At 70.2% G+C, this 24,674-nt stretch carries 23 protein-coding genes; 9 read left to right on the top strand and 14 right to left on the bottom strand.

Annotation, left to right across the window (positions count from 1 at the left end; translation table 11 throughout):
• Positions 1-4: 4 nt before the first annotated feature.
• Genes ACIRPT_RS30765 through ACIRPT_RS30750 form a run of 4 tightly spaced genes read right to left on the bottom strand, consistent with a single transcriptional unit; the run spans position 5 to position 3,827 of the window.
• Positions 5-322: a non-heme iron oxygenase ferredoxin subunit gene (locus tag ACIRPT_RS30765; protein ID WP_393549672.1), complete on the bottom strand. Its 318-nt coding sequence runs from the start codon at positions 320-322 to the stop codon at positions 5-7.
• Positions 319-1,503 carry a Fe-S cluster assembly protein SufD gene (gene sufD / locus ACIRPT_RS30760; RefSeq protein WP_403832974.1) on the bottom strand — a complete coding sequence of 395 codons (1,185 nt, stop codon included), beginning with the start codon at positions 1,501-1,503 and terminating at the stop codon, positions 319-321. The genes ACIRPT_RS30765 and sufD overlap by 4 nt, the downstream gene beginning before the upstream one ends.
• 60 nt (positions 1,504-1,563) lie before the next feature.
• The gene (sufB, locus tag ACIRPT_RS30755) at positions 1,564-2,985 is read right to left on the bottom strand and encodes a Fe-S cluster assembly protein SufB (protein WP_329394040.1); all 1,422 of its coding nucleotides are present in this window, start codon (positions 2,983-2,985) and stop codon (positions 1,564-1,566) included.
• A complete protein-coding gene (locus ACIRPT_RS30750) occupies positions 2,982-3,827 on the bottom strand; it encodes a helix-turn-helix transcriptional regulator (protein ID WP_403832970.1) in 846 nt (281 codons plus the stop codon). Before ACIRPT_RS30750 ends, sufB begins: the two co-directional genes overlap by 4 nt.
• A gap of 160 nt (positions 3,828-3,987) precedes the next feature.
• Between ACIRPT_RS30750 and ACIRPT_RS30745 the strand changes: the two genes are divergently transcribed.
• The 4 genes from ACIRPT_RS30745 to ACIRPT_RS30730 all read left to right on the top strand — a co-directional run bounded on the left by ACIRPT_RS30745 (position 3,988) and on the right by ACIRPT_RS30730 (position 7,916).
• Positions 3,988-4,914: an ABC transporter ATP-binding protein gene (locus ACIRPT_RS30745; protein WP_403832968.1), complete on the top strand. Its 927-nt coding sequence runs from the start codon at positions 3,988-3,990 to the stop codon at positions 4,912-4,914.
• Between the two features lie 85 nt (positions 4,915-4,999).
• Positions 5,000-5,812, top strand: a complete 813-nt coding sequence (locus tag ACIRPT_RS30740) for an ABC transporter permease (protein WP_403832965.1) — start codon at positions 5,000-5,002, stop codon at positions 5,810-5,812.
• Between the two features lie 149 nt (positions 5,813-5,961).
• Positions 5,962-6,843, top strand: coding sequence for an MBL fold metallo-hydrolase (locus ACIRPT_RS30735; RefSeq protein WP_403832963.1), 882 nt, complete (start codon positions 5,962-5,964; stop codon positions 6,841-6,843).
• Positions 6,844-6,911: 68 nt separating this feature from the next.
• Positions 6,912-7,916 carry a heme A synthase gene (locus ACIRPT_RS30730; protein WP_403832961.1) on the top strand — a complete coding sequence of 335 codons (1,005 nt, stop codon included), beginning with the start codon at positions 6,912-6,914 and terminating at the stop codon, positions 7,914-7,916.
• Here ACIRPT_RS30730 and ACIRPT_RS30725 read toward each other — a convergent pair.
• The 3 genes from ACIRPT_RS30725 to ACIRPT_RS30715 form a co-directional block, all read right to left on the bottom strand.
• Positions 7,889-8,953: an amidohydrolase gene (locus ACIRPT_RS30725; RefSeq protein WP_403832958.1), complete on the bottom strand. Its 1,065-nt coding sequence runs from the start codon at positions 8,951-8,953 to the stop codon at positions 7,889-7,891. The genes ACIRPT_RS30730 and ACIRPT_RS30725 overlap by 28 nt on opposite strands.
• Before the next feature lie 130 nt (positions 8,954-9,083).
• Positions 9,084-9,461 (bottom strand): hypothetical protein, encoded by a 378-nt coding sequence (locus ACIRPT_RS30720; RefSeq protein WP_403832956.1) that lies wholly within the window; start codon positions 9,459-9,461, stop codon positions 9,084-9,086.
• Between the two features lie 56 nt (positions 9,462-9,517).
• Positions 9,518-10,468 carry a heme o synthase gene (locus ACIRPT_RS30715; protein WP_403832953.1) on the bottom strand — a complete coding sequence of 317 codons (951 nt, stop codon included), beginning with the start codon at positions 10,466-10,468 and terminating at the stop codon, positions 9,518-9,520.
• Between the two features lie 476 nt (positions 10,469-10,944).
• Here ACIRPT_RS30715 and tkt point away from each other — a divergent pair, with 476 nt between their 5' ends.
• The 5 genes from tkt to pgl are packed head-to-tail and all read left to right on the top strand — an operon-like array spanning position 10,945 to position 17,528.
• Positions 10,945-13,032 carry a transketolase gene (tkt, locus tag ACIRPT_RS30710; protein WP_403832951.1) on the top strand — a complete coding sequence of 696 codons (2,088 nt, stop codon included), beginning with the start codon at positions 10,945-10,947 and terminating at the stop codon, positions 13,030-13,032.
• Between the two features lie 34 nt (positions 13,033-13,066).
• A complete protein-coding gene (tal, locus tag ACIRPT_RS30705) occupies positions 13,067-14,185 on the top strand; it encodes a transaldolase (RefSeq protein WP_403832948.1) in 1,119 nt (372 codons plus the stop codon).
• A 6-nt stretch (positions 14,186-14,191) separates the two neighbouring features.
• Positions 14,192-15,724, top strand: a complete 1,533-nt coding sequence (zwf, locus tag ACIRPT_RS30700; protein WP_403832945.1) for a glucose-6-phosphate dehydrogenase — start codon at positions 14,192-14,194, stop codon at positions 15,722-15,724.
• Positions 15,721-16,749 (top strand): glucose-6-phosphate dehydrogenase assembly protein OpcA, encoded by a 1,029-nt coding sequence (gene opcA / locus ACIRPT_RS30695; RefSeq protein ID WP_403832942.1) that lies wholly within the window; start codon positions 15,721-15,723, stop codon positions 16,747-16,749. Before zwf ends, opcA begins: the two co-directional genes overlap by 4 nt.
• On the top strand, positions 16,746-17,528 hold the full coding sequence (pgl, locus tag ACIRPT_RS30690; RefSeq protein ID WP_403832939.1) for a 6-phosphogluconolactonase: 783 nt from the start codon (positions 16,746-16,748) through the stop codon (positions 17,526-17,528). The genes opcA and pgl overlap by 4 nt, the downstream gene beginning before the upstream one ends.
• Positions 17,529-17,661: 133 nt before the next feature.
• On the opposite strand, the gene ACIRPT_RS30685 is transcribed toward pgl, so the two are convergent.
• The 7 genes from ACIRPT_RS30685 to gap form a co-directional block, all read right to left on the bottom strand.
• Positions 17,662-18,435, bottom strand: coding sequence for a hypothetical protein (locus tag ACIRPT_RS30685; RefSeq protein WP_403832937.1), 774 nt, complete (start codon positions 18,433-18,435; stop codon positions 17,662-17,664).
• Positions 18,436-18,508: 73 nt separating this feature from the next.
• Positions 18,509-20,197, bottom strand: a complete 1,689-nt coding sequence (gene pgi, locus ACIRPT_RS30680; protein ID WP_403833163.1) for a glucose-6-phosphate isomerase — start codon at positions 20,195-20,197, stop codon at positions 18,509-18,511.
• Positions 20,198-20,503: 306 nt separating this feature from the next.
• Positions 20,504-20,839, bottom strand: coding sequence for an RNA polymerase-binding protein RbpA (locus tag ACIRPT_RS30675; protein WP_016578660.1), 336 nt, complete (start codon positions 20,837-20,839; stop codon positions 20,504-20,506).
• 157 nt (positions 20,840-20,996) lie between these two features.
• On the bottom strand, positions 20,997-21,233 hold the full coding sequence (secG, locus tag ACIRPT_RS30670) for a preprotein translocase subunit SecG (protein WP_403507261.1): 237 nt from the start codon (positions 21,231-21,233) through the stop codon (positions 20,997-20,999).
• Between the two features lie 111 nt (positions 21,234-21,344).
• On the bottom strand, positions 21,345-22,100 hold the full coding sequence (gene tpiA, locus ACIRPT_RS30665; RefSeq protein WP_403507491.1) for a triose-phosphate isomerase: 756 nt from the start codon (positions 22,098-22,100) through the stop codon (positions 21,345-21,347).
• 39 nt (positions 22,101-22,139) lie between these two features.
• Positions 22,140-23,351: a phosphoglycerate kinase gene (locus ACIRPT_RS30660; protein WP_403832934.1), complete on the bottom strand. Its 1,212-nt coding sequence runs from the start codon at positions 23,349-23,351 to the stop codon at positions 22,140-22,142.
• Between the two features lie 109 nt (positions 23,352-23,460).
• Positions 23,461-24,465, bottom strand: coding sequence for a type I glyceraldehyde-3-phosphate dehydrogenase (gene gap, locus ACIRPT_RS30655; RefSeq protein WP_403507257.1), 1,005 nt, complete (start codon positions 24,463-24,465; stop codon positions 23,461-23,463).
• Positions 24,466-24,674: the final 209 nt, after the last annotated feature.

Below are 24,674 nucleotides of genomic sequence, written 5' to 3'. Positions count from 1 at the left end.
GAACTCAGGACTCCTGGGTGACGGAGACGAGCACGTCGTCCCCTTCGATCTTTACGGGGTATACGGGGACGGGGCGCGTCGCGGGAAGGCCGCTCGGCTTGCCGGTGCGCAGGTCGAAGCTCGAACCGTGCAGCCAGCACTCGATGGAGCAGTCCTCGACCTCGCCCTCCGAGAGGGAGACGTTCGCATGCGAGCAGATGTCGTTGATCGCGAACACCTCGCCCTCGGTGCGGACCAGAGAGACCGGCGTGCCGTCGATCTCCACCCTCTTGGGGGTGTCCTCCGCCAGCTCGCTGAGCGCCGCTGCGCGTACGTAGCTCATACCGCGGACGCTTCCAGCTCGGCCTCGATCTTGCTCATCAGACGCTCTTCGACGTCCGGGAGACCGATCTGCTGGACCAGCTCGGCGAAGAAGCCGCGCACGACCAAGCGGCGGGCCTCGTCGGCCGGGATGCCGCGGGCCATCAGGTAGAACAGCTGCTCGTCGTCGAACCGGCCGGTCGCCGAGGCGTGGCCGGCGCCGACGATCTCGCCGGTCTCGATCTCGAGGTTGGGCACCGAGTCGACCCGCGCGCCGTCGGTGAGGACGAGGTTGCGGTTGAGCTCGTAGGTGTCCGTGCCGGTGGCGGACGCCTGGATGAGGACGTCGCCGATCCAGACGGCGTGGGCGTCCTGGCCCTGGAGCGCGCCCTTGTACGTCACGTTGGAGCGGCAGTTGGTCGCCTCGTGGTCGACGAAGAGGCGGTGCTCGTGGTGCTGGCCCTGCTCGGTGAAGTAGAGGCCGTAGAGCTCGGCCTCGCCGCCGGGGCCCGCGTAGGTGATGCGCGGGTGCAGCCGGACGAGGTCGCCGCCGAAGGTGACGATCACGGACTTGAAGCTGGCGTCCCGGCCGACCAGGGCGTTGTGCTGCCCGGTGTGGACAGCGGTCTCCGCCCAGTCCTGGACCGAGACGACGGTCAGCTTGGCGCCGTCGCCGAGGAGGAAGTCGACGTTGGCGGCGAGCACCGCGTCACCGGTGTGGTCGATGACGACGACCGCCTCGGCGAACGCGCCGAGCTCGATGACCTGGTGGCCGAAGGCGGTGCCGCCCTCGCCGTGCACGGTGATCCGGATCGGCTCGGGCAGCACGGTGTCCTTGGGGACCGTGACGACCGAGGCCTTCTCGAAGGAGCTGTACGCCTGCGCCGCGACCCGGTCGACGGGCGTGCCGGCCTTGCCGACCCGCGGGTCGGCGCGGTCGACCAGCTCGTGGGTGACGCCCTCAGGAGCGGTGATGTCGATCTTCAGGTCGGGACCGCCGGCCGCGGCGGAGCCGTCGTGCAGGCCCTTGAGCCGCGCGAGGGGCGTGAAGCGCCACTCCTCCTCGCGGCCGTGCGGCACCGGGAAGTCCGCCACGTCGTAGGACGGCGGGGCGCTCATCCGGGTGGCGACGGTGGACTCCGCGGCCACCGCGATGGAGCCGGTGGTCGTGGAACCCGAGGGGATGTTCTGAGCCTCAGCCATGGCTGTCGTGATGCTCGCTTTCTGCTATCAGTGAGTCAGTCGCTGCATGGGACGGGCGGGTCAGCCGACCGCGCCCTCCATCTGCAGCTCGATCAGCCGGTTGAGCTCCAGGGCGTACTCCATCGGCAGCTCACGGGCGATCGGCTCGACGAAGCCGCGCACGATCATCGCCATCGCCTCGAACTCCGTCAGGCCACGGGCCATCAGGTAGAAGAGCTGGTCCTCGCTGACCTTGGAGACGGTCGCCTCGTGGCCCATCGACACGTCGTCCTCGCGGACGTCGACGTAGGGGTAGGTGTCCGAGCGGGAGATGGTGTCCACCAGCAGGGCGTCACACAGCACGTTGGACTTGGAGCCCGCCGCGCCCTCACCGATCTCGACCAGACCGCGGTAGGAGGTGCGGCCGCCGCCGCGCGCCACCGACTTCGAGACGATGTTGGAGGAGGTGTTCGGCGCCATGTGGACCATCTTGGAGCCGGCGTCCTGGTGCTGGCCCTCGCCGGCGAAGGCGATGGACAGGGTCTCGCCCTTGGCGTGCTCGCCCATCAGGTAGACCGCCGGGTACTTCATGGTCACCTTGGAGCCGAGGTTGCCGTCGACCCACTCCATGGTCGCGCCCTCGTAGGCGACGGCGCGCTTGGTGACCAGGTTGTAGACGTTGTTCGACCAGTTCTGGATGGTCGTGTAGCGGCAGCGGCCGCCCTTCTTGACGATGATCTCCACGACCGCGGAGTGCAGCGAGTCCGACTTGTAGATCGGCGCCGTGCAGCCCTCGACGTAGTGGACGTAGGCGTCCTCGTCGACGATGATCAGCGTCCGCTCGAACTGGCCCATGTTCTCGGTGTTGATCCGGAAGTAGGCCTGGAGCGGGATGTCGACGTGGACACCCTTGGGGACGTAGATGAACGAGCCGCCGGACCACACCGCGGTGTTCAGCGACGCGAACTTGTTGTCGCCGACCGGGATGACCGTGCCGAAGTACTCCTGGAAGAGCTCCGGGTGCTCCTTGAGCGCGGTGTCGGTGTCCAGGAAGATGACGCCCTGCTCCTCCAGGTCCTCGCGGATCTGGTGGTAGACGACCTCGGACTCGTACTGCGCGGCGACACCGGCGACCAGGCGCTGCTTCTCCGCCTCGGGGATGCCGAGCTTGTCGTAGGTGTTCTTGATGTCCTCGGGCAGGTCCTCCCAGGAGGCGGCCTGCTGCTCGGTGGAGCGGACGAAGTACTTGATGTTGTCGAAGTCGATGCCCGACAGGTCCGAGCCCCAGTTCGGCATGGGCTTCTTGTCGAACAGCTTCAGGCCCTTGAGGCGGAGCTTGAGCATCCACTCCGGCTCGTTCTTCTTCGCCGAGATGTCGCGGACGACGGCCTCGGAGAGTCCGCGCTTCGCCGAGGCGCCGGCCACGTCGGAGTCGGCCCAGCCGTATTCGTACTTGCCCAGGCCCTCGAGCTCAGGGTGAGCAGTCTCCGTGGGGAGCGTCATGCGGGGTTCCTCCCGGCCGTGCTTGCAGATGCTGTGGTGGTCTTTGTGGTGCGCTCACCGCTGCGGTGAGCTGTCTTGCCGGCGCCGGCCTTCGGGATGAAGGTCGTGCACACTCCGTCACCATGGGCGATGGTGGCAAGACGCTGTACGTGGGTCCCGAGCAATCGGGAGAAGACCTCGGTCTCCGCCTCGCACAGCTGCGGGTACTGCTCGGCGACATGGGCGACCGGGCAGTGGTGCTGGCAGAGCTGTTCACCGAGCTGGGGGTTGGGCGCGCTGCGCGCCGTAGCAGCGTACCCGTCCGCGGTCAACGCCTCGGCAAGGGCCTGGGTACGGTCCTCCGGCTCGGCGGCCTCGACAGCCGCCTCATAGCCCTTGGCCTGGGCCGCAAGCCGCGCGCGGGCGAACGCCGCGACCGCCGCCTCGCCCAGCGCGCCGCCGCCCGCGGACTGCGCGATCCAGCGCAGCGCGTCGGAGGCCAGCTGGTCGTAGGCCTGGTCGAAGGCGTCCCGGCCGCAGTCGGTGAGGGCGAAGGCCTTGGCGGGGCGGCCGCGGCCGCGCGCGCCGTAGACCCGCTTCTCGCGGGGCTCGACGACGCCCTCGGCGGCCAGCGCATCCAGATGGCGGCGGACCGCCGCCTGGGTGAGCTCCAGGCGCAGCGCCAGCTCGGCCGCGGTGGACGGACCGTGGTCGAGAATGGAGCGGGCGACGCGGTTACGGGTGCCGTGCTGCTCGTCGTGCGCCGGCAGGACGGGGTGGGCGGCCCGGGACTGCGCGGACCGCTCGGGCCCGGCGGTCGGCTCGACCGCGGGTGCTCCCTGATCCTCGCTCGGGTTTTTCACAACGCCATTGTTGCGTAATTCGCGAGAGTGATTCAACCCATGTCCGGATGACGGACTGGTGGTCTCCATCACTTAGGGTCACCTTCCTTCCGGGCGGGGCCTGGCCGAACCCGAGCCCCCGCGCACCGCCGTCCGGCGTCCGCTCCGTAAACTGCCCGCCATGCGAACCGAGCCTGCCGTCGAGGTCGTCGGCCTGGTCAAGCGATACGGGACCAAGACCGCCGTGGACGGGCTCGACCTGACCGTCGCGCGCGACTCCGTGACCGCCGTCCTCGGCCCGAACGGCGCCGGCAAGACCACCACCGTGGAAACGTGCGAGGGCTACCGCCGCCCGGATGAGGGAACGGTCCGCGTCCTGGGCCTGGACCCGGTCGCCGAGGCCGCCGCGCTGCGCCCCCGGATCGGCGTGATGCTCCAGTCCGGCGGCGTCTACGCCGGCGCCCGCGCCGAGGAGATGCTGCGGCACACCGCCACCCTGCACGCCCACCCCCTCGACGTCGGCCCGCTCATGGACCGGCTCGGCCTGGGCAGCTGCGGCCGTACGCCCTACCGCCGGCTGTCCGGCGGCCAGCAGCAGCGGCTCGCGCTGGCGATGGCCGTCGTCGGCCGCCCCGAGCTGGTCTTCCTCGACGAGCCCACCGCCGGCCTGGACCCCCAGGCCCGGCACGCCACCTGGGACCTCGTACGGGAGCTGCGCGCCGACGGCGTGAGCGTCGTCCTCACCACCCACTTCATGGACGAGGCCGAGCAGCTCGCCGACGATGTGGCGATCATCGACGGCGGCCGGGTCATCGCCCAGGGCAGCCCCGAGGAGCTGTGCCGGGGCGGCGCGGAGAACAGCCTGCGTTTCTCCGGCCGGCCGGGGCTCGATGTCGCCTCCCTCCTCAAGGCGCTGCCCTCCGACAGCGCCGCCACCGAACTCACCCCGGGCACCTACCGCGTCAACGGCAAGGTCGACCCCCAGCTCCTGGCCACCGTCGCCTCCTGGTGCGCGCAGAACGGCGTCATGCCCGACGCGATAGCCGTCGAACGGCACACCCTGGAGGACGTTTTCCTGGAGCTCACCGGCAAGGAGCTGCGCGCATGAGTCTGAGTCACGCTTTCGGCCGGGGGTCCGGGGGCCGTCCCCCGGGAAGGCACAGCCTGGAGCTCACCGGCAAGGAGCTGCGCGCATGACCGCCACCGAGCCCGCCACCACCGGGGTCGCCGCTGCCACCGGTACGTTCACCCCGCGCCCCGGTGCCGCCCCGCTGCCCCGGATGATCCGCGCGCAGGCGGCCCTGGAGACCAGGATGCTGCTGCGCAACGGCGAACAGCTGCTGCTGACCGTCGTCATCCCGACGCTGCTGCTGGTGCTCTTCTCCGCCGTCGACATCGTCGCCGTGCCCACGGGCGGTTCAGGCAAGGCCGTCGACTTCCTGGCGCCCGGCATCCTCGCCCTCGCCGTGATGTCCACCGCCTTCACCGGCCAGGCCATCGCCACCGGCTTCGAACGCCGCTACGGCGTGCTCAAGCGGCTCGCCGTCTCGCCGCTGCCGCGCTGGGGACTGATGACCGCCAAGACCTGCGCGGTGCTGGTCACCGAGGTGCTGCAGATCGTCCTGCTGACGGCGGTCGCCCTCGCCCTGGGCTGGTCCCCGCACGGCAACCCCGTCTCCGTGGTCCTGCTGCTCCTCCTGGGCACCGCCGCGTTCTCCGGCCTCGGCCTGCTGATGGCGGGCACGCTCAAGGCGGAGGCCACCCTCGCCGCCGCCAACCTGGTGTTCCTGCTGCTCCTGGTGGGCGGCGGGGTCATCGTCCCGCTGACGAAGTTCCCGGAGGCCGCGCAGTCGGTGCTCGGGCTGCTGCCGATCTCGGCGCTGTCGGACGGGCTGCGCGAGGTGCTGCAGCACGGGGCGGGCGTTCCGTGGGACGACCTCGGCGTGCTCGCCGGGTGGGCGGTGCTGGGGCTCGGGGCGGCGGCCAGGTTCTTCCGCTGGGAGTGAGCGGCCGGGTGGCCGTTCACCCGGTCGCCCCACCGGCGCATTTTTGTCATGGCCACTTATCCGCCGACCGGCGCAGAGCGGCAGCAACCGGTAAAAACAAGGCCCGGCGCCCCTTCCCCTTTCGCCGGCCACCGAGGAATCTCGTGGTCATGACGGATGCACCCACCGACTGGTACGTGGACGACCGCTGCACCAACTGTGACGTCGCCAGACAGCTCGCACCCGGATTGATCGGCGAGGTGAACGGCCGCTCCGAGATCCTGCGCGGACCGCGCGACGCGACGGAGGAGCAACAGCTGCACGCCGCCGCGTTCGCCTGCCCCACCCGCTCGATCCGCCCCGGCACCCGGCGGCTGGACCCGGACCGGGACCCGTTCCCGCTGGCGCTCGACGACGCCGTCCATCTCTGCGGCCACAACTCACCGCACACCGCCGCGGCCAACTCCTACCTGCTGCGGCGCCCTTCCGGGACCCGCATGATGATCGACACCCCGCGCTGGAGCGAGGCGCTGGCCGCCCGGTACGAGCGGCTCGGCCCCGTCACCGACGTCCTCCTCACCCACCGCGACCACACGGCGCACGGCCGCCGCTACGCCGACCGCTTCGGCGCCCGGCTGTGGATCCACGAGGGCGACCTCGACGCGGCCCCCGACGCCGACCGCGTCCTGCGCGGCACCGAGGCCGTCGAGATCGCCGAGGGGGTCCGCGCCGTGCCGCTGCCCGGTCACACCGAGGGCAGCGTGCTCTATCTGGCCGACGAGCGGTACTGCTTCAGCGGCGACAGCTTCTACTGGTCGCGGACGACGGACGACATCGAGGTGGCGGAGAGCGTCACCTGGTACTCCGTCGAAGAGCTGGCGGCGTCCCTGGCCCGTACCGTCGACCGGCTCCGCTTCGAGTGGCTGCTGCCCGGCCACGGCGACCGCAGGCGGCTGCCCGCCGGGGAGATGGCGCGGCGGATGCAGCAACTGGCCGCGCGCGCCCGGGGCATGCGGCCGCGGCCGGTCGATTTCACCGCGGTGCGCTGGTGACGGCGGGATGAGGGCTCGGAAGGGACCCTCGTGAAAACGCGCACAAGCCGCCGCCTACGATGGCAACCGTGCCGAACACGCTGAATCCCCTCGAGCTGATCGCCCGTCGCTGGCAGCCGTCCGCCCGCTTTGTGCAGCGGGCCGCGCTGGCGACCGTCGTCATGGCCGTCATCATCGTCGTGACGGGAGGCGCGGTCCGGCTCACCCAGTCCGGGCTGGGCTGCTCGACCTGGCCCAAGTGCACCCCGGACAGCCTGACGCCGACCGCGGCGATGGGCATCAACGGCATCATCGAGTTCAGCAACCGCATGCTGACGGACGTGCTGTGCGTGGTCGTCGGCCTGTTCATCATCGCCGCGCGCGCCCGGCACCCGCGGCGCCGCTCGCTCACCCGGCTCGGCTGGGCCCAGTTCTGGCTCGTGATGAGCAACGCCGTGGTCGGCGGCATCACGGTACTGACGGGCCTGAACCCGTACATCGTCAGCTCCCACTTCCTCGCGGCCACGGCGCTGCTCACGGTCGCCGTACTGAGCTGGAAGCGGGCGAGCGAGGGCGACGAGGAACCGCGTGAGCTGGTGGCCCGCCCGGTGCGGCAGCTGGCCTGGCTGCTGGTCGCGGCGACCGGCGCGCTCACCGTCCTCGGCACGGTGGTCACCGGCGCGGGCCCGCACGCGGGCGACGCCAAGAAGGTCCACCGCATTCCGCTGAACTGGCAGGAGATCACACAGCTGCACGTCGACTTCGTCTACATCGTGGTCGGGCTGAGCGTGGCGCTGTGGTTCACCCTGCGGGCCGTCAAGGCCCCGGCGGTCGCGCGCCGGAGGGTCCTGGAGCTATTCGTCTGCCTCGCCTTCCAGGGCGTCATCGGCTATGTGCAGTACTTCATGGGCCTGCCGGCGCTGGTCATCGGGTTCCATATGCTCGGCTCGGCCCTGGTGTGGTTCTGCGTTCTGCGGGTCGCGCTGGCGCTGCGCGACCGCGGTCCGCTCCCGGAGGAGGAGCCCGTCGTTCCCGCACCCTCCGACGGGCACGAGGCGCCCGGTCCTCAGGTCGCCGCCGCGTCCAGCCGGTAGATCCGCCGCGCCGTCCCCGACCCGACCATCTCGGTGATGCCCGGCCCGTCCTCGGGGCCGCACATCCCCTCGTCGGTCCACTCCCGTACGACCCGCTCCATGGCCCGTACGAACAGCCGCGCCCCGGTGACGTAGAGCTCGGGCAGCCCCCGCGCCCCCGAGGAGAACAGCAGCTTGCCGAAGGGCGCCTGGCCGAGGGTCTCCTCGGGGCTCGGTCCGGCATCCGCGTAGACATGGGCGTGCACCGCGGCGAGCTCTGCCGCCCGCCGGTGGTGCGGCGCCCCGGGGAGCAGGACGATGTCCGCGCCGATCCCGGTCGTGGCCCGCATGAAGCCCGCCAGCGGCCGGGGATCGGGGCAGTGCAGCTGTACGGGCAGTCCGGTGGCCATCGCGCTCCACAGCAGATGCCGTATCAGCGCCGGCTCGCCGAGCCGCTCCCCGGGGCGGCGGCCGCGCAGCCAGCGGTCCGCGGCGCGCCGTACCTCGCCCGCCTGCGGGGCGTGGCCGTCGCAGTAGGTGGCGCCGGAGGCGAAGGCGGTGGCGTGCTGGGCCGCGGCGTAGAGGGCCTCGGCGGTGTAGCCGATGAAGGAGTCGACGCTGCCCGAGGTGTCGGCGACCTGTTCGGCGAGCGATTCCAGGCGTACGACCTCATGGGCGCGGGCCTCGGCGGCGGCGGCCAGCTCGGCGGCCGAGGTCAGTTCGCTGGGCGCGCCGGCTTCCAGCAGGAACGTGCCGATGCCGGCGCCGCGCAGCAGCAGCCGGCCGGCGCTGAAGGCGCCGATCTCGCGCCTGCGGGCCAGATAGCGGGCGGGCGGGCAGTGCGGTTCCAGGCCCAGCAGCGGGGGACACCAGCGGCGCAGGGCGAGGCCGGTCCAGCTGTCGAAGTAGCTGGTGCCCGCCGGGGCCGGGCCGTGGGCGCCGGCCGCGGCGGCCAGGTGGGTCTCGAAGGAGCCCAGGCCGAGTTCGCCGTGCAGCGTGCCATGGCTGTGCTGATCGATGAGCGGGGGCTGATCCGCCAGGAAGGTATGGCCGTCCATCCGGTCCTCCTACCCAAGAGCCCGCCGGGCGCGAACGAGGCGCCGCGTCCGGTGGCTTAACGGGTGAGGAGGTGGTGAGGTAGCGGGCTCCGCTTGTGGCGTGCGCCGGGCGCACGCCACCCGGCGGCCGTCAGGCGTTGGCCGGGCCGCCCAGCTGGATGCCCGCCATCCGGGACCACTCGTAGCGGCCGGTGCGGACCTTGGCGGCGAGCTCGCCGTCGAAGTCGTCGTGCAGTGCGAGGCCGGCCCGGTCCGCGGCGTCCTTGGCGGTCTCGAAGGTGTCGGCGACGAGGTTTCCCCACTCGCCGTCGGCCCCGACCAGGGCGATCCGGGTGCGGCCCCGGCCGATGTGCGCGAGCTGGCCCTCGGCGCTGCCGCCGTGCGCGTCGGCGAAGGTGCGGATCTGCCGGGCGAGCCGCTCCGTACGCTTCCGGTCCCGCTTGCCGGCCTGGGCGCCGGTGGTGCTGCCGGCCGTCTCCACCTGCTGGGTCTCTGCCATGGACAGCATGCTACCCGCCGGTAATCACCTGAGGAAGAGGCAGCCGGCGGGTCGGCGGACGGCGGTCAGCGCAGGAAGGGGTCCACGGCCACGGCCACGAACAGCAGCGAGACGTAGGTGATGGACCAGTGGAAGAGCCGCATCTCCTTGAGCTTGGCCCCGGTGATCCCGGCCTTGGCGCGGGCCTGCAGGCCGTGCGCCTCCTTGAGCCAGAAGGCGCCGCAGACGAGCGCGACCGCGGTGTAGAACCAGCCGGTGTAGCCCAGGGGCTGGAGCAGCAGCGAGACGGCGACCATGACCCAGCTGTAGGCGACGATCTGCCGGGCCACCACCTTGTTGCCGGCGATGACCGGGAGCATCGGCACGCCGACCCGCTCGTAGTCGTCCTTCACCTTCATCGACAGCGGCCAGTAATGCGGCGGCGTCCAGAAGAAAATGACGAGGAACAGAATCAGCGCGGCCCAGGAGACCGAATTCGTCACCGAGGACCAGCCGATGAAGACCGGCATGCAGCCCGCGATTCCGCCCCAGACAATGTTCTGTGCGGTGCGCCGCTTGAGGATCATCGTGTAGACAACGACATAGAAAAGCAGCGCCCCGAGCGACAGCATCGCCGACAGCGGGTTGACGAGGAACCAGAACCAGGCGGTGGAGCCGACCGCGAGGGTGGTCGCGAACACCAGGCATTCACGCGGCGAGACCATGCCCGTGACCAGCGGCCGCTGCGCGGTGCGGTCCATCAGGGCGTCGATGTCGCGGTCGATGTACATGTTGTAGGCGCCCGCGCCGCCGGCGGAGAGATAACCGCCGATGCAGGTCGCCAGTACCAGCCACAGGTCGGGTACGCCCTTGGCCGCCAGGAACATCACCGGCACGGTGGTCATCAGCAGCAATTCGATGACCCGCGGCTTGGTCAGCGCGATGAATGCCATTACGCGAGCCTTGAACGGCCGCTTTCCGGGACTCCCGGAGACCTCAGAGAGCGCCCCCGCAGGACGGGATTCGACGGCCGTCACGCACACCCCTGGAAGTAACTTCAGCGGCCATTGCCGCAGAGATAAGGCCCGCAAGCCCGACCGCCGGAAGCGGTAAAGCTTGCGCGTACCACGCCACTTTAGACGTTGGCGAGAGAGCGATCTTCGCGGGGGTGGGGTCGTGTTGGGCGCCGCCCCTGGCCTGGGGACGCCGACATTCCCGGGACGCGCGCCCGGCGTTCAGGAGGCGAACGGCACCGCCGCCCGGCAGTCTGGTCGTATGGCCGGCGCATCCGGGCCGGGAACACCCGATGTCCTGACTTGGCTGCGCAAAGCGATGAGCTCCCGCGTCACCACCCACCGACTGAGCGCGGAAGACGCCGACTGAGCACCGACTGAGCGTCTAAAACACCGACTGAGCGTCGAAAAGGCGCGCGCACCGGCGGGGGTAGGCTCGGCAGCGCCGGCGGACAAGCCGTTCGCGGCGTTCGACATGTGGAGAGGAGCCCTGACTCAGGGTGAGCACCAAGCCGACCACCACAGATTTCGAGTGGACCGATCTGGACAAGCGGGCGGTGGACACCGTCCGCGTCCTGGCCATGGATTCCGTGCAGAAGGTCGGCAACGGCCATCCGGGTACGGCCATGAGCCTGGCGCCCGCCGCCTATGTTCTCTTCCAGAAGCTGATGCGGCACGACCCGGCGGACGCGGACTGGACCGGCCGCGACCGGTTCGTCCTCTCCGCGGGCCACTCCAGCCTGACCCTCTACATCCAGCTCTACCTGGCCGGCTACGGCCTGGAGCTGGATGACCTGAAGGCCTTCCGCACCTGGGGCTCGAAGACCCCCGGCCACCCGGAGTACGGCCACACCACCGGCGTGGAGACCACCACCGGCCCGCTGGGCCAGGGCGTCGCCAACGCCGTCGGCATGGCCATGGCGTCCCGCTACGAGCGCGGCCTGTTCGACCCCGAGGCCGCGCCGGGCACCTCCCCGTTCGACCACACCATCTGGTGCATCGCCGGCGACGGCTGCCTCCAGGAGGGCATCTCCGCCGAGGCCTCCTCGCTCGCGGGCCACCAGAAGCTCGGCAACCTCGTCCTGCTGTGGGACGACAACCACATCTCCATCGAGGGTGACACCGAGACCGCGGTCTCCGAGGACACCTGCAAGCGCTACGAGGCCTACGGCTGGCACGTCCAGCGGGTCGAGCAGCTGCCCAACGGCGACCTCGACCCGGCCGGTCTGGCCAGGGCCCTGGAGGCCGCCAAGGCCGAGACCGAGCGCCCGTCCTTCATCGCGGCCCGTTCGATCATCGCCTGGCCGGCCCCGAACGCCCAGAACACCGAGGCCGCGCACGGCTCGGCGCTGGGCGACGACGAGGTCTCGGCCACCAAGCGCGTCCTGGGCTTCGACCCGGAGCAGTCCTTCGAGGTTTCCGACGAGGTCCTCGCGCACACCCGCGCCGCCCTGGACCGCGGCCGCGACGCCAAGAAGGAGTGGGAGAAGTCGTTCGCCGCCTGGCGCACGGCCAACCCGGAGCGCGCCGCCGAGTTCGACCGGATCGCCGCGACCGAGCTCCCCGAGGGCTGGGAGGGCCACCTCCCGGCGTTCGAGCCCGGCCACTCCGTCGCCACCCGCGCCGCGTCCGGCAAGGTGCTGCAGGCCCTCGGCGCGGTCATCCCCGAGCTGTGGGGCGGCTCCGCGGACCTCGCGGGCTCCAACAACACCACGATCGACAAGACGTCGTCGTTCCTGCCCGAGGGCAACCCGCTGCCGGGCGCCGACCCGTACGGCCGCACGATCCACTTCGGCATCCGTGAGCACTCCATGGCCGCGGAGATGAACGGCATCGCGCTGCACGGCAACACCCGCATCTACGGCGGCACCTTCCTGGTGTTCTCCGACTACATGCGCAACGCAGTCCGGCTGTCCGCGCTGATGCACCTGCCGGTGACGTACGTGTGGACGCACGACTCCATCGGTCTGGGCGAGGACGGCCCGACCCACCAGCCCATCGAGCACCTGGCCTCGCTGCGCGCCATCCCGGGCCTGAACGTCGTCCGCCCGGCCGACGCCAACGAGACCGCCCTCGCGTGGCGCGAGATCCTCAAGCGCTACACGAAGAAGTTCGGCGTGGGGGCCCCGCACGGCCTCGCGCTGACGCGTCAGGGCGTGCCGACGTACCCGGCCAACGAGGACGCCGCCAAGGGTGGCTACGTCCTCTTCGAGGCCGAGGGCGGCAAGCCTCAGGTCGTCCTGATCGGCACCGGCTCCGAGGTGCAGCTCGCCGTCGAGGCGCGCGAGCAGCTGCAGGCCGCCGGCATCGCGACGCGCGTCGTGTCGATGCCTTCGGTCGAGTGGTTCGAGGAGCAGGACCAGGCGTACCGCGACAGCGTGCTGCCGCCGTCCGTCAAGGCCCGTGTCGCCGTCGAAGCCGGCATCGGCCTGACCTGGCACCGCTACGTCGGTGACGCCGGGCGCATCGTCTCGCTGGAGCACTTCGGTGCCTCGGCCGACGGCAAGGTTCTCTTCCGCGAGTTCGGCTTCACCGCCGACGCGGTGGCGGCCGCCGCCCGGGAATCTCTTGACGCGGCTGCGCGCTGACGCCCGTATACGACAAGTAGGAGATGCTAAACCCATGACAGACGCACTCAAGCGCCTCTCCGACGAAGGCGTCGCGATCTGGCTGGACGACCTGTCGCGCCAGCGCATCACGTCCGGCAATCTCGCCGAGCTGATCGACCAGCAGCATGTCGTCGGCGTCACGACCAACCCGTCGATCTTCCAGAAGGCGATCTCGGACGGCCACGGCTACGACCAGCAGGTCGCCGACCTCGCGGCCCGCAAGGTCACCGTCGAGGAAGCCATCCGCATGATCACGACGGCGGACGTCCGCGACGCCGCCGACATCCTGCGGCCGGTCTTCGACGCCACCGGCGGCCAGGACGGCCGGGTCTCCATCGAGGTCGACCCGCGCCTGGCCCACAACACCACGGCGACCATCGCCGAGGCCAAGCAGCTGGCGTGGCTGGTGGACCGCCCGAACACGCTGATCAAGATCCCGGCCACCAAGGCGGGCCTGCCGGCCATCACCGAGGTCATCGGCCTGGGCATCAGCGTCAATGTCACGCTGATCTTCTCGCTGGAGCGCTACCGCGAGGTGATGGACGCCTACCTGGCGGGCCTGGAGAAGGCCAAGGCCGCGGGCCTGGACCTGTCCCTGATCCGTTCGGTCGCCTCGTTCTTCGTCTCCCGCGTGGACAGCGAGATCGACAAGCGCCTGGAGGTGCTCGGCACGGACGAGGCCAAGGCGCTCAAGGGCAAGGCCGCGCTGGCCAACGCCCGCCTGGCCTACCAGGCGTACGAGGAGGTCTTCTCCGCGGACCGCTGGGCCGCGCTCGACAAGGCCGGCGCCAACAAGCAGCGTCCGCTGTGGGCCTCGACCGGCGTCAAGGACCCGGCCTACAAGGACACGCTGTACGTCGACGAGCTGGTCGCCCCGGGCACGGTCAACACCATGCCGGAGGCCACCCTCGAGGCCACCGCCGCGCGCGGTGAGATCACCGGTGACACCGTCCGTGGCACGTACGAGGCGGCCCGGGCCGACCTGGACGCGATCGGGCGGCTGGGGATCTCGTACGACGACGTCGTGCAGCTCCTGGAGGACGAGGGCGTCGACAAGTTCGAGACGTCCTGGAACGACCTCCTCAAGTCCACGGAGGCGGAGCTCAAGCGCCTCGCTCCCTCGGAGGGCTGATCTCCCTTGACTGCATCCCACGGAGCCAACCCGCTTCGTGACGCACTGGACCGACGGCTCCCGCGTATCGCGGGGCCGTCGGGCCTGGTCATTTTCGGCGTCACGGGCGATTTGTCCCGTAAAAAGCTGATGCCTGCCGTGTACGACCTGGCCAACCGCGGTCTGTTGCCGCCGGGCTTCTCGCTCATCGGCTTCGCCCGCCGCGAGTGGGAGCACGAGGACTTCGCGCAGGAGGTGTACGAGGCGGTCAAGCAGCATTCGCGGACGCCGTTCCGCGAGGAGGTCTGGCAGCAGCTGGTCCAGGGCTGCCGCTTCGTCCAGGGCAACTTCGACGACGACGAGGCCTTCGAGACGCTCAAGGCGACGATAGAAGAGCTGGACAAGGCGCAGGGGACCGGCGGCAACTTCGCCTTCTACCTCTCCGTACCGCCGAAGTTTTTCCCCAAGGTCGTCCAGCAGCTCAAGAAGCACGGCCTGGCCGACCAGAAGGAGGACTCCTGGCGCCGCGCGGTCATCGAGAAGCCCTTCGGGCACAACCTCAAGAGCGCCCAGGAGCTCAACCGCATCGTCCACGAGGTCTTCCCGCCCAACGAGGTCTTCCGGATCGACCACTACCTGGGCAAGGAGACGGTCCAGAACATCCTGGCGCTGCGCTTCGCCAACACGATGTTCGAGCCGCTGTGGAACCGCTCGTATGTCGACCACGTCCAGATCACGATGGCCGAGGACATCGGCATCGGCGGCCGGGCCGGCTACTACGACGGCATCGGCGCCGCCCGTGACGTCATCCAGAACCACCTCCTCCAGCTGCTCGCGCTGACCGCCATGGAGGAGCCCGGCTCCTTCGAGGCGGACGCGCTGGTCGCGGAGAAGACCAAGGTGCTGGGCGCCGTACGGCTGCCCAAGGACCTCGGCAAGGAGACCGTGCGCGCGCAGTACGCGGCGGGCTGGCAGGGCGGCGAGCAGGCCGTCGGCTATCTCCAGGAAGACGGCATCGACCCCAAGTCGAAGACCGACACCTACGCCGCCATCAAGTTGCAGGTGGACAACCGCCGCTGGGCGGGCGTGCCGTTCTATCTGCGCACCGGCAAGCGCCTGGGCCGCCGGGTCACCGAGATCGCGGTGGTCTTCCAGCGCGCCCCGCACTCCCCCTTCGACCACACGGCGACGGAGGAGCTGGGCCAGAACGCCCTGGTCATCCGCGTCCAGCCGGACGAGGGCGTGACCGTGCGGTTCGGCTCCAAGGTGCCGGGCACCTCGATGGAGGTCCGGGACGTCTCGATGGACTTCGCGTACGGCGAGTCCTTCACGGAGTCCAGCCCCGAGGCGTACGAGCGGCTGATCCTGGACGTCCTGCTGGGCGACGCCAACCTCTTCCCGCGCCTGGAGGAGGTCGAGCAGTCCTGGCGGATTCTCGACCCGATCGAGGAGTACTGGGACAAGCACGGCAAGCCCGCGCAGTACCCGGCGGGCACCTGGGGCCCGGCCGAGGCGGACGAAATGCTCGCACGAGACGGACGGAGCTGGCGTCGGCCATGAAAATAGATCTGACGGAAACCACGGCCAGCAAGATCAACAAAGCGCTGGTGGAGGGCCGCCGCGCCGTCGGCACGCCCGCCATCGGCATGGTGCTCACCCTCGTCATCGTCACCGACGAGGAGAACGCCTACGACGCCCTGAAGGCGGCCAATGACGCCTCCCGCGAGCACCCCTCGCGGACCCTGGTCGTCATCAAGCGGGTCAGCCGCTCGCCCCGCGACCGCGCCAAGGCCCGGCTGGACGCCGAGGTCCGGGTCGGCACGGACGCGGGCACCGGCGAGACGGTCGTGCTGCGGCTGTACGGCGAGGCGATCGACCACGCCCAGTCCGTGGTGCTGCCGCTGCTGCTGCCGGACGCCCCGGTGGTGGTCTGGTGGGCGGTCAACGCCCCCCTGGACCCGGCAAAGGACCCGCTCGGCGCGCTGGCGCAGCGCCGCGTCACCGACGCCTACGCCGCCGAGCGGCCCGTCGAGGAGCTGACCGGCCGCGCCGAGAGCTACACGCCGGGCGACACCGACCTCTCCTGGACCCGGATCACCCCCTGGCGCTCGATGCTCGCGGCGGCGCTGGACCAGGCGCCGTGCACGGTCACCTCGGCCGAGGTCGAGGGCGAGGAGTTCAACCCCAGCTGTGAGCTGCTGGCCATGTGGCTCGCCAGCAGGCTGGACGTCCCGGTCACCCGCACGGTGTCGGCCGGTCCCGGCCTGACGGCCGTACGGATGCAGTCCAGCGGCGGCACGATCGTGCTGGACCGCCCGGACGGCTCGCTGGCCACGCTCTCGATGCGGAGCCAGCCGGACCGTGCGGTGGCGCTCAAGCGGCGGGAGACCTCCGAGCTGCTCGCCGAGGAGCTGCGCCGGCTCGACCCGGACGACATCTACGCCGCCGCGCTGAAGTACGGCGTGGACCGGCTCGGTGACGGGGCATCGGCGCCCGCGGCACCGGCGGCCGAGGGAAGCGCGCCGCAGGAGCCCGCGGCGAAGAAGGCGCCCGCCAAGCCCGCCAAGAAAGCGGCCGCCAAGTGAGCGCTCCGCAAGTTGTCGTCCACCGCGACAAGGACCTGATGGCGAAGGCCGCGGCGGCCCGGCTGATCACGAAGATCGTGGACGCCCAGGCCGCCCGCGGCTTCGCCTCGGTGGTCCTGACCGGCGGCCGCAACGGCAACGGCCTGCTCGCCGCGCTCGCCGAGGCGCCCGCCCGGGACGCGGTGGACTGGCACCGGCTGGACCTGTGGTGGGGCGACGAACGGTTCCTGCCCGAGGGTGACCCGGAGCGCAACTACACCCAGGCGCGCGAGGCGCTGCTGGACAGCGTGCCGCTGGACCCGGCGCGGGTGCACCCGATGGAGCCGGCCGGTGGCCGTTTCGGCAACGACGCGGACGCGGCGGCCGAGGAATACGCCCTCGAACTCGCCGCCGCCGCCGGGCCCGAGGACCACGCCGCGGTCCCGTCCTTCGACGTCCTGCTGCTGGGCGTCGGCCCGGACACCCATGTCGCCTCGCTCTTCCCCGAGCTGCCCGGCGTCTACGAGCAGGAGCGGACGGTGATCGGGGTGCACGGCGCGCCCAAGCCGCCGTCCACGCGCGTCTCGCTCACCCTGCCCGCGATCCGCGCGGCGCGGGAGGTGTGGCTGCTGGCGGCCGGCGAGGACAAGGCCAATGCCGCGGCCATCGCCCTCTCCGGTGCCGGAGAGGTGCAGGCCCCGGCGGCGGGCGCCCGCGGCCGCAGCCGCACGCTGTGGCTGCTCGACGAGGCCGCGGCGTCCCAGCTGCCGCGCGATCTGTATCCGCCGGCTTCGGCCTGAGGCAGCGGTTCACCACGAGGGCTCCCGTACCGGAAGGTACGGGAGCCCTTCGGTTTTCCGGCCGCGCCAGGGCCGGTCCGAGGGGGCATGGCCGGGCCCGCGGCCTTCCCGCCCCGGCCCCATCGGACGGACCCTAGGAGTAGGGATTGCCGCCCTGGTGAGGGCGCTGCCAAGGCCGGGCCGGGCGCTGCGGGGCCCCCGGGTGGTCCAGCAGCCGGATGCCGTGGAAGCGCCGCAGCCGGTGCATCTCCAGCAGGGCGAGGCAGGTGACCAGCACCGGCGCCCCGAGGATGAAGACCACGCCCAGCGTCAGCCCGAGGCCGTGCAGATCGCCGGTCACCAGATCCGGGATCGCCATCAGCCAGGACGTGACGGACGCCAGCACCGGCGGCAGAGCGCGGTGAACTGCCGCCGTACCGAAGAAGTTGCTGTTGATCCGGACCGCCGCGGCGCATACGAACCACAGCAGCCACAGGGGCACCGGGGCGAAGAACGGGAACTGCACTCCGCCCTGCAGGAGCAGCAGCGTCAGGACCGCGGATCCCACGAAGTACAGCAGCAGCTGCAACGAGCCGATCAGCGCGGGCACCAGCGGCCGCAGCGGTCCCCGGCGGCGCCAGACCGCCAGCATCACCCCGACGGTCAGCGGGGCGATGACCAGCAGGACCACACAGGCGACGACCAGGTTCTCCAGCACTTCCTTGCCGTCGAAGTCCCGCGCGACGAAGGTGTAGACACCGCTCGCCACGATCATCCCCGCAATCACCCGGAAGCGTTTGAGCCGCTCCACCAGCGGGTCGTCCGGCGGCGGGATCCAGCCGGGCTGGAACACCGCCCAGGCCGCGTGCCGCGGCCACAGCAGGCTCGCCCTGGACCGTATGTCGCCGCCGTGCCGCACCCCGGCCATGGCCGTCTCCCCCGGACGTGTACCGCATCGATGATCGTCCGGGGGATCCTATGCGACCGTGGGCGCCGGCCGGTCAGCGTCCGCGCAGCTCCCGGTACTTGGCGACCAGACCGGCCGTCGAGGCGTCCAGCCCCGGCACGTCCGCGCCGTCCGTCAGCGCGGGCTCCACGCGCTTGGCGAGCACCTTGCCCAGCTCCACGCCCCACTGGTCGAAGGAGTCGATGTTCCACACCGCGCCCTGGACGAACACCTTGTGCTCATAGAGCGCGATCAGCTGGCCCAGGACGGACGGGCTGAGCTCCTTGGCCAGGATCGTGGTGGTGGGGTGGTTGCCCTTGAAGGTCTTGTGCGGCACCAGCTCCTCGGCCACACCCTCGGCACGCACCTCCTCGGGCGTCTTGCCGAACGCGAGGGCCTGGCCCTGGGCGAAGAGATTGGCCATCAGCAGGTCGTGCTGGGCGACCAGGCCCGGCTGCAGATCGGCGACCGGCTCCGCGAAGCCGATGAAGTCGGCCGGGATCATCTTCGTGCCCTGGTGGAGCAGTTGGTAGTACGCGTGCTGGCCGTTCGTACCGGGCGTGCCCCAGACGACGGGGCCCGTCTGCCAGCCGACCGGATTGCCGTCGCGGCCCACCGACTTGCCGTTGGACTCCATGTCCAGCTGCTGGAGGTAGGCGGTGAAGCGGGAGAGATAGTGGCTGTAGGGCAGCACGGCATGCGACTGGGCGTCGAAGAAGTTGCCGTACCAGATGCCCAGCAGGCCCATCAGCAACGGGGCGTTCTCCTGCGGCGGGGCCGTGCGGAAGTGCTCGTCGACGAGGTGGAAGCCGGCCAGCATCTCGCGGAAGTGCTCCGGGCCGATCGCGACCATCAGCGAGAGGCCGATCGCCGAGTCGAACGAATAGCGGCCGCCGACCCAGTCCCAGAACTCGAACATGTTGTCCGTGTTGATGCCGAACTCCGCCACCTTCTCGGCGTTGGTCGACAGCGCCACGAAGTGCTTGGCGACCGCTCCCCCACTCTCGACTTCGCTCGAGCGGGAGGTGCCCCCACGCCCCGCCCCCAGCCCGGCCAGCAGCCAATCGCGGGCCGACGTGGCGTTGGTGATGGTCTCGATGGTGGTGAAGGTCTTGGACGCGATGACGAACAGCGTCTCGGCCGGGTCCAGGTCCCGTACCGCCTCGTGCAGATCGGCTCCGTCGACATTGGAGACAAAGCGGAACTGCATGTCCCGGTGGGTATAGGCGCGCAGCGCCTCGAACGCCATCGCCGGTCCCAGGTCCGAGCCGCCGATACCGATGTTGACGACCGTCTTGATACGGCGACCGGTGTGGCCCTTCCAGTCGCCGGAGCGGACCCGGTCGGCGAAGGTGGCCATCTTCGTCAGCACGGAGTGCACGGCGGGGACGACGTTGACGCCGTCGCTCTTGATGACCGCCGAACCGGGCGCGCGCAGCGCGGTGTGCAGCACGGAACGCCGCTCGGTGATATTGATCTTCTCGCCGCGGAACATCGCCTCCCGCAGCTCGGCGACTCCCGTCGCCGCGGCCAGGTCGCCCAGCAACCGCAGCGTCTCGTCGGTGACCAGGTGCTTGGAGTAGTCCAGGTGCAGATCGCCGACCTGGAGGGTGTAACGCTCCGCGCGGGCCGGGTCGCGGTCGAACAGCTCGCGCAGATGCACCTCCCCCAGCTGCTCGCGATGCTTGCTCAACGCGGTCCACTCAGGCATCTGGTCGAGCCTGTTGCGGCTTTCTGCGTTCATCTCGGACATCAGCCTTCTTCGTCTCGTACCGGCACCCCGCCGACTCCCAACCTAATTGATCAGGACGCGATGGGAGCACCTCCCGCGCATGGGGTCCCCCCGCGCGAGCCAGGCCGAGCGTGAGGGAGAAGTCGAGCCTGGGAGAGGGATCTGTCCGCCGCGGAACGGCCGGCCGTCGGCCGTCTTGCGTGCGGGTATCGACGCGGCCTCGGCCAACGGCCGCACCGCCGCCTTCCGGCACGCAAACGGCCCGGCCGGAGGGCGGTCTTCCCTCCGGCCGGGCCGGACATCGCATGCGCGGGTGACTCAGATCTCGCCTCGGAGCTTGGCCAGCGCCTCCGCGAGAATCGCCTCACCGTCGGCGTCGCTGCGGCGCTCCCGGACGTAGGCGAGGTGGGTCTTGTACGGCTCGGTGCGCGGCGGGTCCGGCGGGCTGTCCCGGTCCTTGCCTGCCGGGAAACCACAGCGCGGGCAGTCCCAGGTGTCCGGCACCTGTGCGTCACCGGCGAAGCTGGGCTGCGTCTCGTGCCCGTTGGAGCACCAGAAGGAGATGCGGATGCGCGGCGCGGACTCGCCGCGCTCGGCCTCCCCCATCGGCCCCGCTCCGACCCGACTTCCTCGGATCGCGTTGCCACTTGCCACGGTCGTAACTCCCTGCGTAATGGTGCTGCAAGCATCTAACAGCAGCTGCGCTGCGGGCGCTCCAGTCTATGTAGGGCCCAACGCGCGTCCAGTGACAGGAGTTACCGCCCCGTCCAAGGACGCCGCCCTCATGATAGGCCGCGCCTTCGACGGAATGTCAGTTGCCGAGCTTCATCAGAATGCCGAGGACCACAATGCAGGCGAACCACAGCAGACCGATCACGATGGTGATGCGGTCGAGGTTCCGCTCGGCGACCGAGGAGCCACCGACCGAGGACTGCATACCGCCACCGAACATGTCGGACAGACCGCCACCCTTTCCCTTGTGCATGAGCACCAGCATCATCAGCAGCACGCTGAAGACGATGAGGGCGACCGAGAACCCGATGACCACGGCTGGACCAACTCTCTGGGACTGGTTGAAATGGTGCGGGGCCGGGTGGCGTACTGGACGCCGGACCCGGCCCCGACAGGGTACGACGGGCCGGGCCCGTCGTCATAGCTGCTACTGGTCGCGGAAGCGGACGATCTTCACGAATTCGTCCGCGTCCAGCGCCGCGCCGCCGATCAGCGCGCCGTCGACATCCGGCTGCGCCATGATCGCCGCGACATTGCCGGACTTCACCGAGCCGCCGTACTGGATGCGGACCTTGTCGGCCAGCTCCTGGCTGTAGAGCTCGGCGAGGCGGCCGCGGATCGCACCGCAGACCTCCTGCGCGTCCTCGGGGGTGGCGACCTCACCGGTGCCGATGGCCCACACCGGCTCGTAGGCGATCACGATCGTCTCGGCCTGCTCGGCCGGGATGTCCTTCAGGCCGCCGTCGAGCTGGGCGAGGGTGTGCGCGACCTGGTTGCCCGCCTTGCGGACGTCCAGGCCCTCACCGACGCACAGGATCGGGGTCAGGCCGTGCTTGAAGGCCGTCTTGACCTTGGCGTTGCAGATCTCTTCGTTCTCGCCGTGGTACTGGCGGCGCTCGCTGTGGCCGATGGCCACGAACGTGCACTTGAGCTTGGCCAGCATCGGGCCGGAGATCTCACCGGTGTAGGCACCGGAGTCGTGCGCCGAGAGGTCCTGGGCGCCGTATTTGATCTTGAGCTTGTCACCGTCGACCAGCGTCTGCACCGACCGCAGGTCGGTGAAGGGCGGCAGGACGGCGACCTCTACGGCGTCGAAGTCCTTGTCGGTGAGCGCAAAGGCGAGCTTCTGGACGTGGGCGATGGCCTCGAGGTGGTTGAGGTTCATCTTCCAGTTGCCCGCCATCAGCGGAGTACGGCCGTTGGTGAGAGCAGTCACGTTTGTTCAGTCCTCCAGAGCGGCGAGGCCGGGGAGCGTCTTGCCTTCGAGGTATTCGAGGCTGGCGCCGCCACCGGTCGAAATGTGGCCGAAAGCATTCTCGTCGAAGCCGAGCAGGCGCACGGCAGCGGCCGAGTCGCCTCCGCCGACGACGGTGAAGGCCTGCGAGTCCAGCAGCCCCTTCGCGACGGCCTTGGTGCCGTTCGCGTAGTCGGGGTGCTCGAAGACGCCCATCGGGCCGTTCCAGAAGACCGTGCCCGCGTCGGCGAGCTTCGCGGCGTAGAGCTCGCGGGTCTTCGGGCCGATGTCCAGGCCCTCCTGGTCGGCCGGGATGGCGTCCGCGGCGACGACGGTGGGGTTGGCCGGGGTCTTGCCCTTCAGGTCCGGGAATTCGGGCGAAACCAGGACGTCGACGGGGAGGACGAACTCCACGCCGCGCTTCTCGGCCCGCGCCAGGTAGTCCAGGCAAGCCGGGACCTGGTCCTCCTGCAGCAGCGAGATGCCCACCTCGTGGCCCTTGGCCTTGAGGAAGGTGTACGCCATGCCGCCGCCGACCAGGATGCGGTCGGCCTTCTCCAGCAGCTGGTCGATGACGGCGAGCTTGTCGGAGACCTTGGCGCCGCCGAGCACGACGACGTAGGGCCGCTTGACCTCGTCGGTGAGCTTCTTCAGGACGCCGACCTCGGTGGCGATCAGGTCGCCGGCGGCGTGCGGAAGGCGCTTGGGCAGGTCGTAGACGGAGGCGTGCTTGCGGTGCACGGCGCCGAAGCCGTCGCCCACGTACAGGTCCGCCAGGGCGGCGAGCTGGTCGGCGAAGGCGCCGCGCTCGGCGTCGTCCTTGCTGGTCTCGCCCGCGTTGAAGCGCAGGTTCTCCAGGACGGCCACCTCGCCCTCGCCCAGGCCCGCGACGACGGACCGGGCGGACTCGCCGACGGTGTCCGTCGCGAACGCCACGCTGCGGCCGATCAGTTCACCCAGCCGTTCGGCGGCGGGGGCGAGCGAGAAGGCCGGGTCCGGCGCACCCTTGGGGCGGCCGAGGTGGGAGGCGACGATCACCTTGGCGCCGAGCTGGGCGAGCTTGGCGATCGTCGGCTGGACGGCGCGGATCCGGCCGTCGTCGGTGATGGTGGTGCCTTCCAGCGGCACGTTCAGGTCGGCGCGGACAAAGATCCGCTTGCCCGCCACGCCCTCGGAGGCGAGGTCGTCGATCGTCTTCATGCGGAGTGACTCCATGGTTGGTCGGTCACGGGACGGGGCCCGTACGACGCATCATCGCGCCCTACGAGCCCCGTCCTTACATCTGGGTGCCTCGGCTGTCCGCCAGGGATCAGAGCTGGCCGCCGACGAAGGTGGTCAGGTCCACCAGGCGGTTGGAGTAGCCCCACTCGTTGTCGTACCAGCCGACGACCTTGACCTGCTTGCCCTGAGCCATCGTCAGCTTCGAGTCGAAGGTGCAGGAGGCCGGGAAGTTGACGATGTCCGAGGAGACGATCGGGTCCTCGGTGTACTCGAGAATGCCGTTGAGCTGGCCCTCGGCGGCCTTCTGGAAGGCGGCGTTGATCTCGTCCTTGCTGACCTCGCGGTCCAGCTCGAGGACCAGGTCGGTGACCGAGCCGGTGGGGACGGGCACGCGCATCGCGATGCCGTCCAGCTTGCCCTTGAGCTGCGGAAGGACCAGGGCGGTGGCCTTGGCGGCACCCGTCGAGGTCGGGATGATGTTCTCCGCGGCGGCGCGGGCGCGGCGCAGGTCGCTGTGCGGGAAGTCCAGGATGCGCTGGTCGTTGGTGTACGCGTGGACCGTGGTCATCAGGCCCTTGACGATGCCGAAGTTCTCGTCGAGAACCTTCGCCATCGGCGCCACACAGTTGGTGGTGCAGGAGGCGTTGGAGATGACGTGGTGCTTGGCCGCGTCGTACTTGTCCTGGTTGACGCCCATCACGATCGTGATGTCCTCGTCCTTGGCGGGCGCGGAGATCAGGACCTTCTTGGCGCCGGCCTGGATGTGCTTCTCGGCGTCGGCCTTCTTCGTGAAGATGCCGGTCGACTCGATGACGATGTCGGCGCCGAGCTCCGCCCAGGGGAGCTTCGCCGGGTCGCGCTCGGCCATCGTCTTGAAGGTCTGGCCGCCGACCGTGATGGTGTCGTCGGTGTGGCTGACGTCCTGCTTGAGACGGCCCAGGATGGTGTCGTACTTGAGCAGGTGGACCAGGGTGGCGTTGTCGGTCAGGTCGTTGACACCGACGATCTCGATGTCCGCACCCTGCTCCAGGAGCGCGCGGAAGTAGTTACGACCAATGCGGCCGAATCCGTTGATGCCTACGCGGATCGTCACGAACCGATCTCCTCGTTGGTACGCCGGCGCAGATACCGGCGAGCTGTATGGGATGTCCCCGACCGCCTCCGACCCTACCCCCAAAGAGAGACGTACGTGACATTGACAAAAGCGCTTCCGTACTCTCAAACGAGCGCCCCCGGCCGTCCCGTTCCGCGTCTTCCCCGTCGCTGCCGGTTCGGCAGTGACGCGAGAGCGCGAGGGGACGC

This window comes from Streptomyces sp. NPDC101227 (assembly GCF_044767545.1).
Classification (GTDB): Bacteria; Actinomycetota; Actinomycetes; order Streptomycetales; family Streptomycetaceae; genus Streptomyces.
This window is presented reverse-complemented; position numbering and strand designations above follow the sequence as displayed.

Excerpts from the sequence above, each read along its gene's own strand:
- ACIRPT_RS30765 (WP_393549672.1), bottom strand. The coding sequence starts at position 322 with ATGAGCTACGTACGCGCAGCGGCGCTCAGCGAGCTGGCGGAGGACACC.
- sufD (WP_403832974.1), bottom strand. The coding sequence starts at position 1,503 with ATGGCTGAGGCTCAGAACATCCCCTCGGGTTCCACGACCACCGGCTCC.
- sufB (WP_329394040.1), bottom strand. The coding sequence starts at position 2,985 with ATGACGCTCCCCACGGAGACTGCTCACCCTGAGCTCGAGGGCCTGGGC.
- ACIRPT_RS30745 (WP_403832968.1), top strand. The coding sequence starts at position 3,988 with ATGCGAACCGAGCCTGCCGTCGAGGTCGTCGGCCTGGTCAAGCGATAC.
- ACIRPT_RS30740 (WP_403832965.1), top strand. The coding sequence starts at position 5,000 with ATGACCGCCACCGAGCCCGCCACCACCGGGGTCGCCGCTGCCACCGGT.
- ACIRPT_RS30735 (WP_403832963.1), top strand. The coding sequence starts at position 5,962 with ATGACGGATGCACCCACCGACTGGTACGTGGACGACCGCTGCACCAAC.
- ACIRPT_RS30725 (WP_403832958.1), bottom strand. The coding sequence starts at position 8,953 with ATGGACGGCCATACCTTCCTGGCGGATCAGCCCCCGCTCATCGATCAG.
- ACIRPT_RS30720 (WP_403832956.1), bottom strand. The coding sequence starts at position 9,461 with ATGCTGTCCATGGCAGAGACCCAGCAGGTGGAGACGGCCGGCAGCACC.
- tal (WP_403832948.1), top strand. The coding sequence starts at position 13,067 with ATGACAGACGCACTCAAGCGCCTCTCCGACGAAGGCGTCGCGATCTGG.
- opcA (WP_403832942.1), top strand. The coding sequence starts at position 15,721 with ATGAAAATAGATCTGACGGAAACCACGGCCAGCAAGATCAACAAAGCG.
- ACIRPT_RS30685 (WP_403832937.1), bottom strand. The coding sequence starts at position 18,435 with ATGGCCGGGGTGCGGCACGGCGGCGACATACGGTCCAGGGCGAGCCTG.
- pgi (WP_403833163.1), bottom strand. The coding sequence starts at position 20,197 with ATGAACGCAGAAAGCCGCAACAGGCTCGACCAGATGCCTGAGTGGACC.
- tpiA (WP_403507491.1), bottom strand. The coding sequence starts at position 22,100 with ATGGCGGGCAACTGGAAGATGAACCTCAACCACCTCGAGGCCATCGCC.
- ACIRPT_RS30660 (WP_403832934.1), bottom strand. The coding sequence starts at position 23,351 with ATGAAGACGATCGACGACCTCGCCTCCGAGGGCGTGGCGGGCAAGCGG.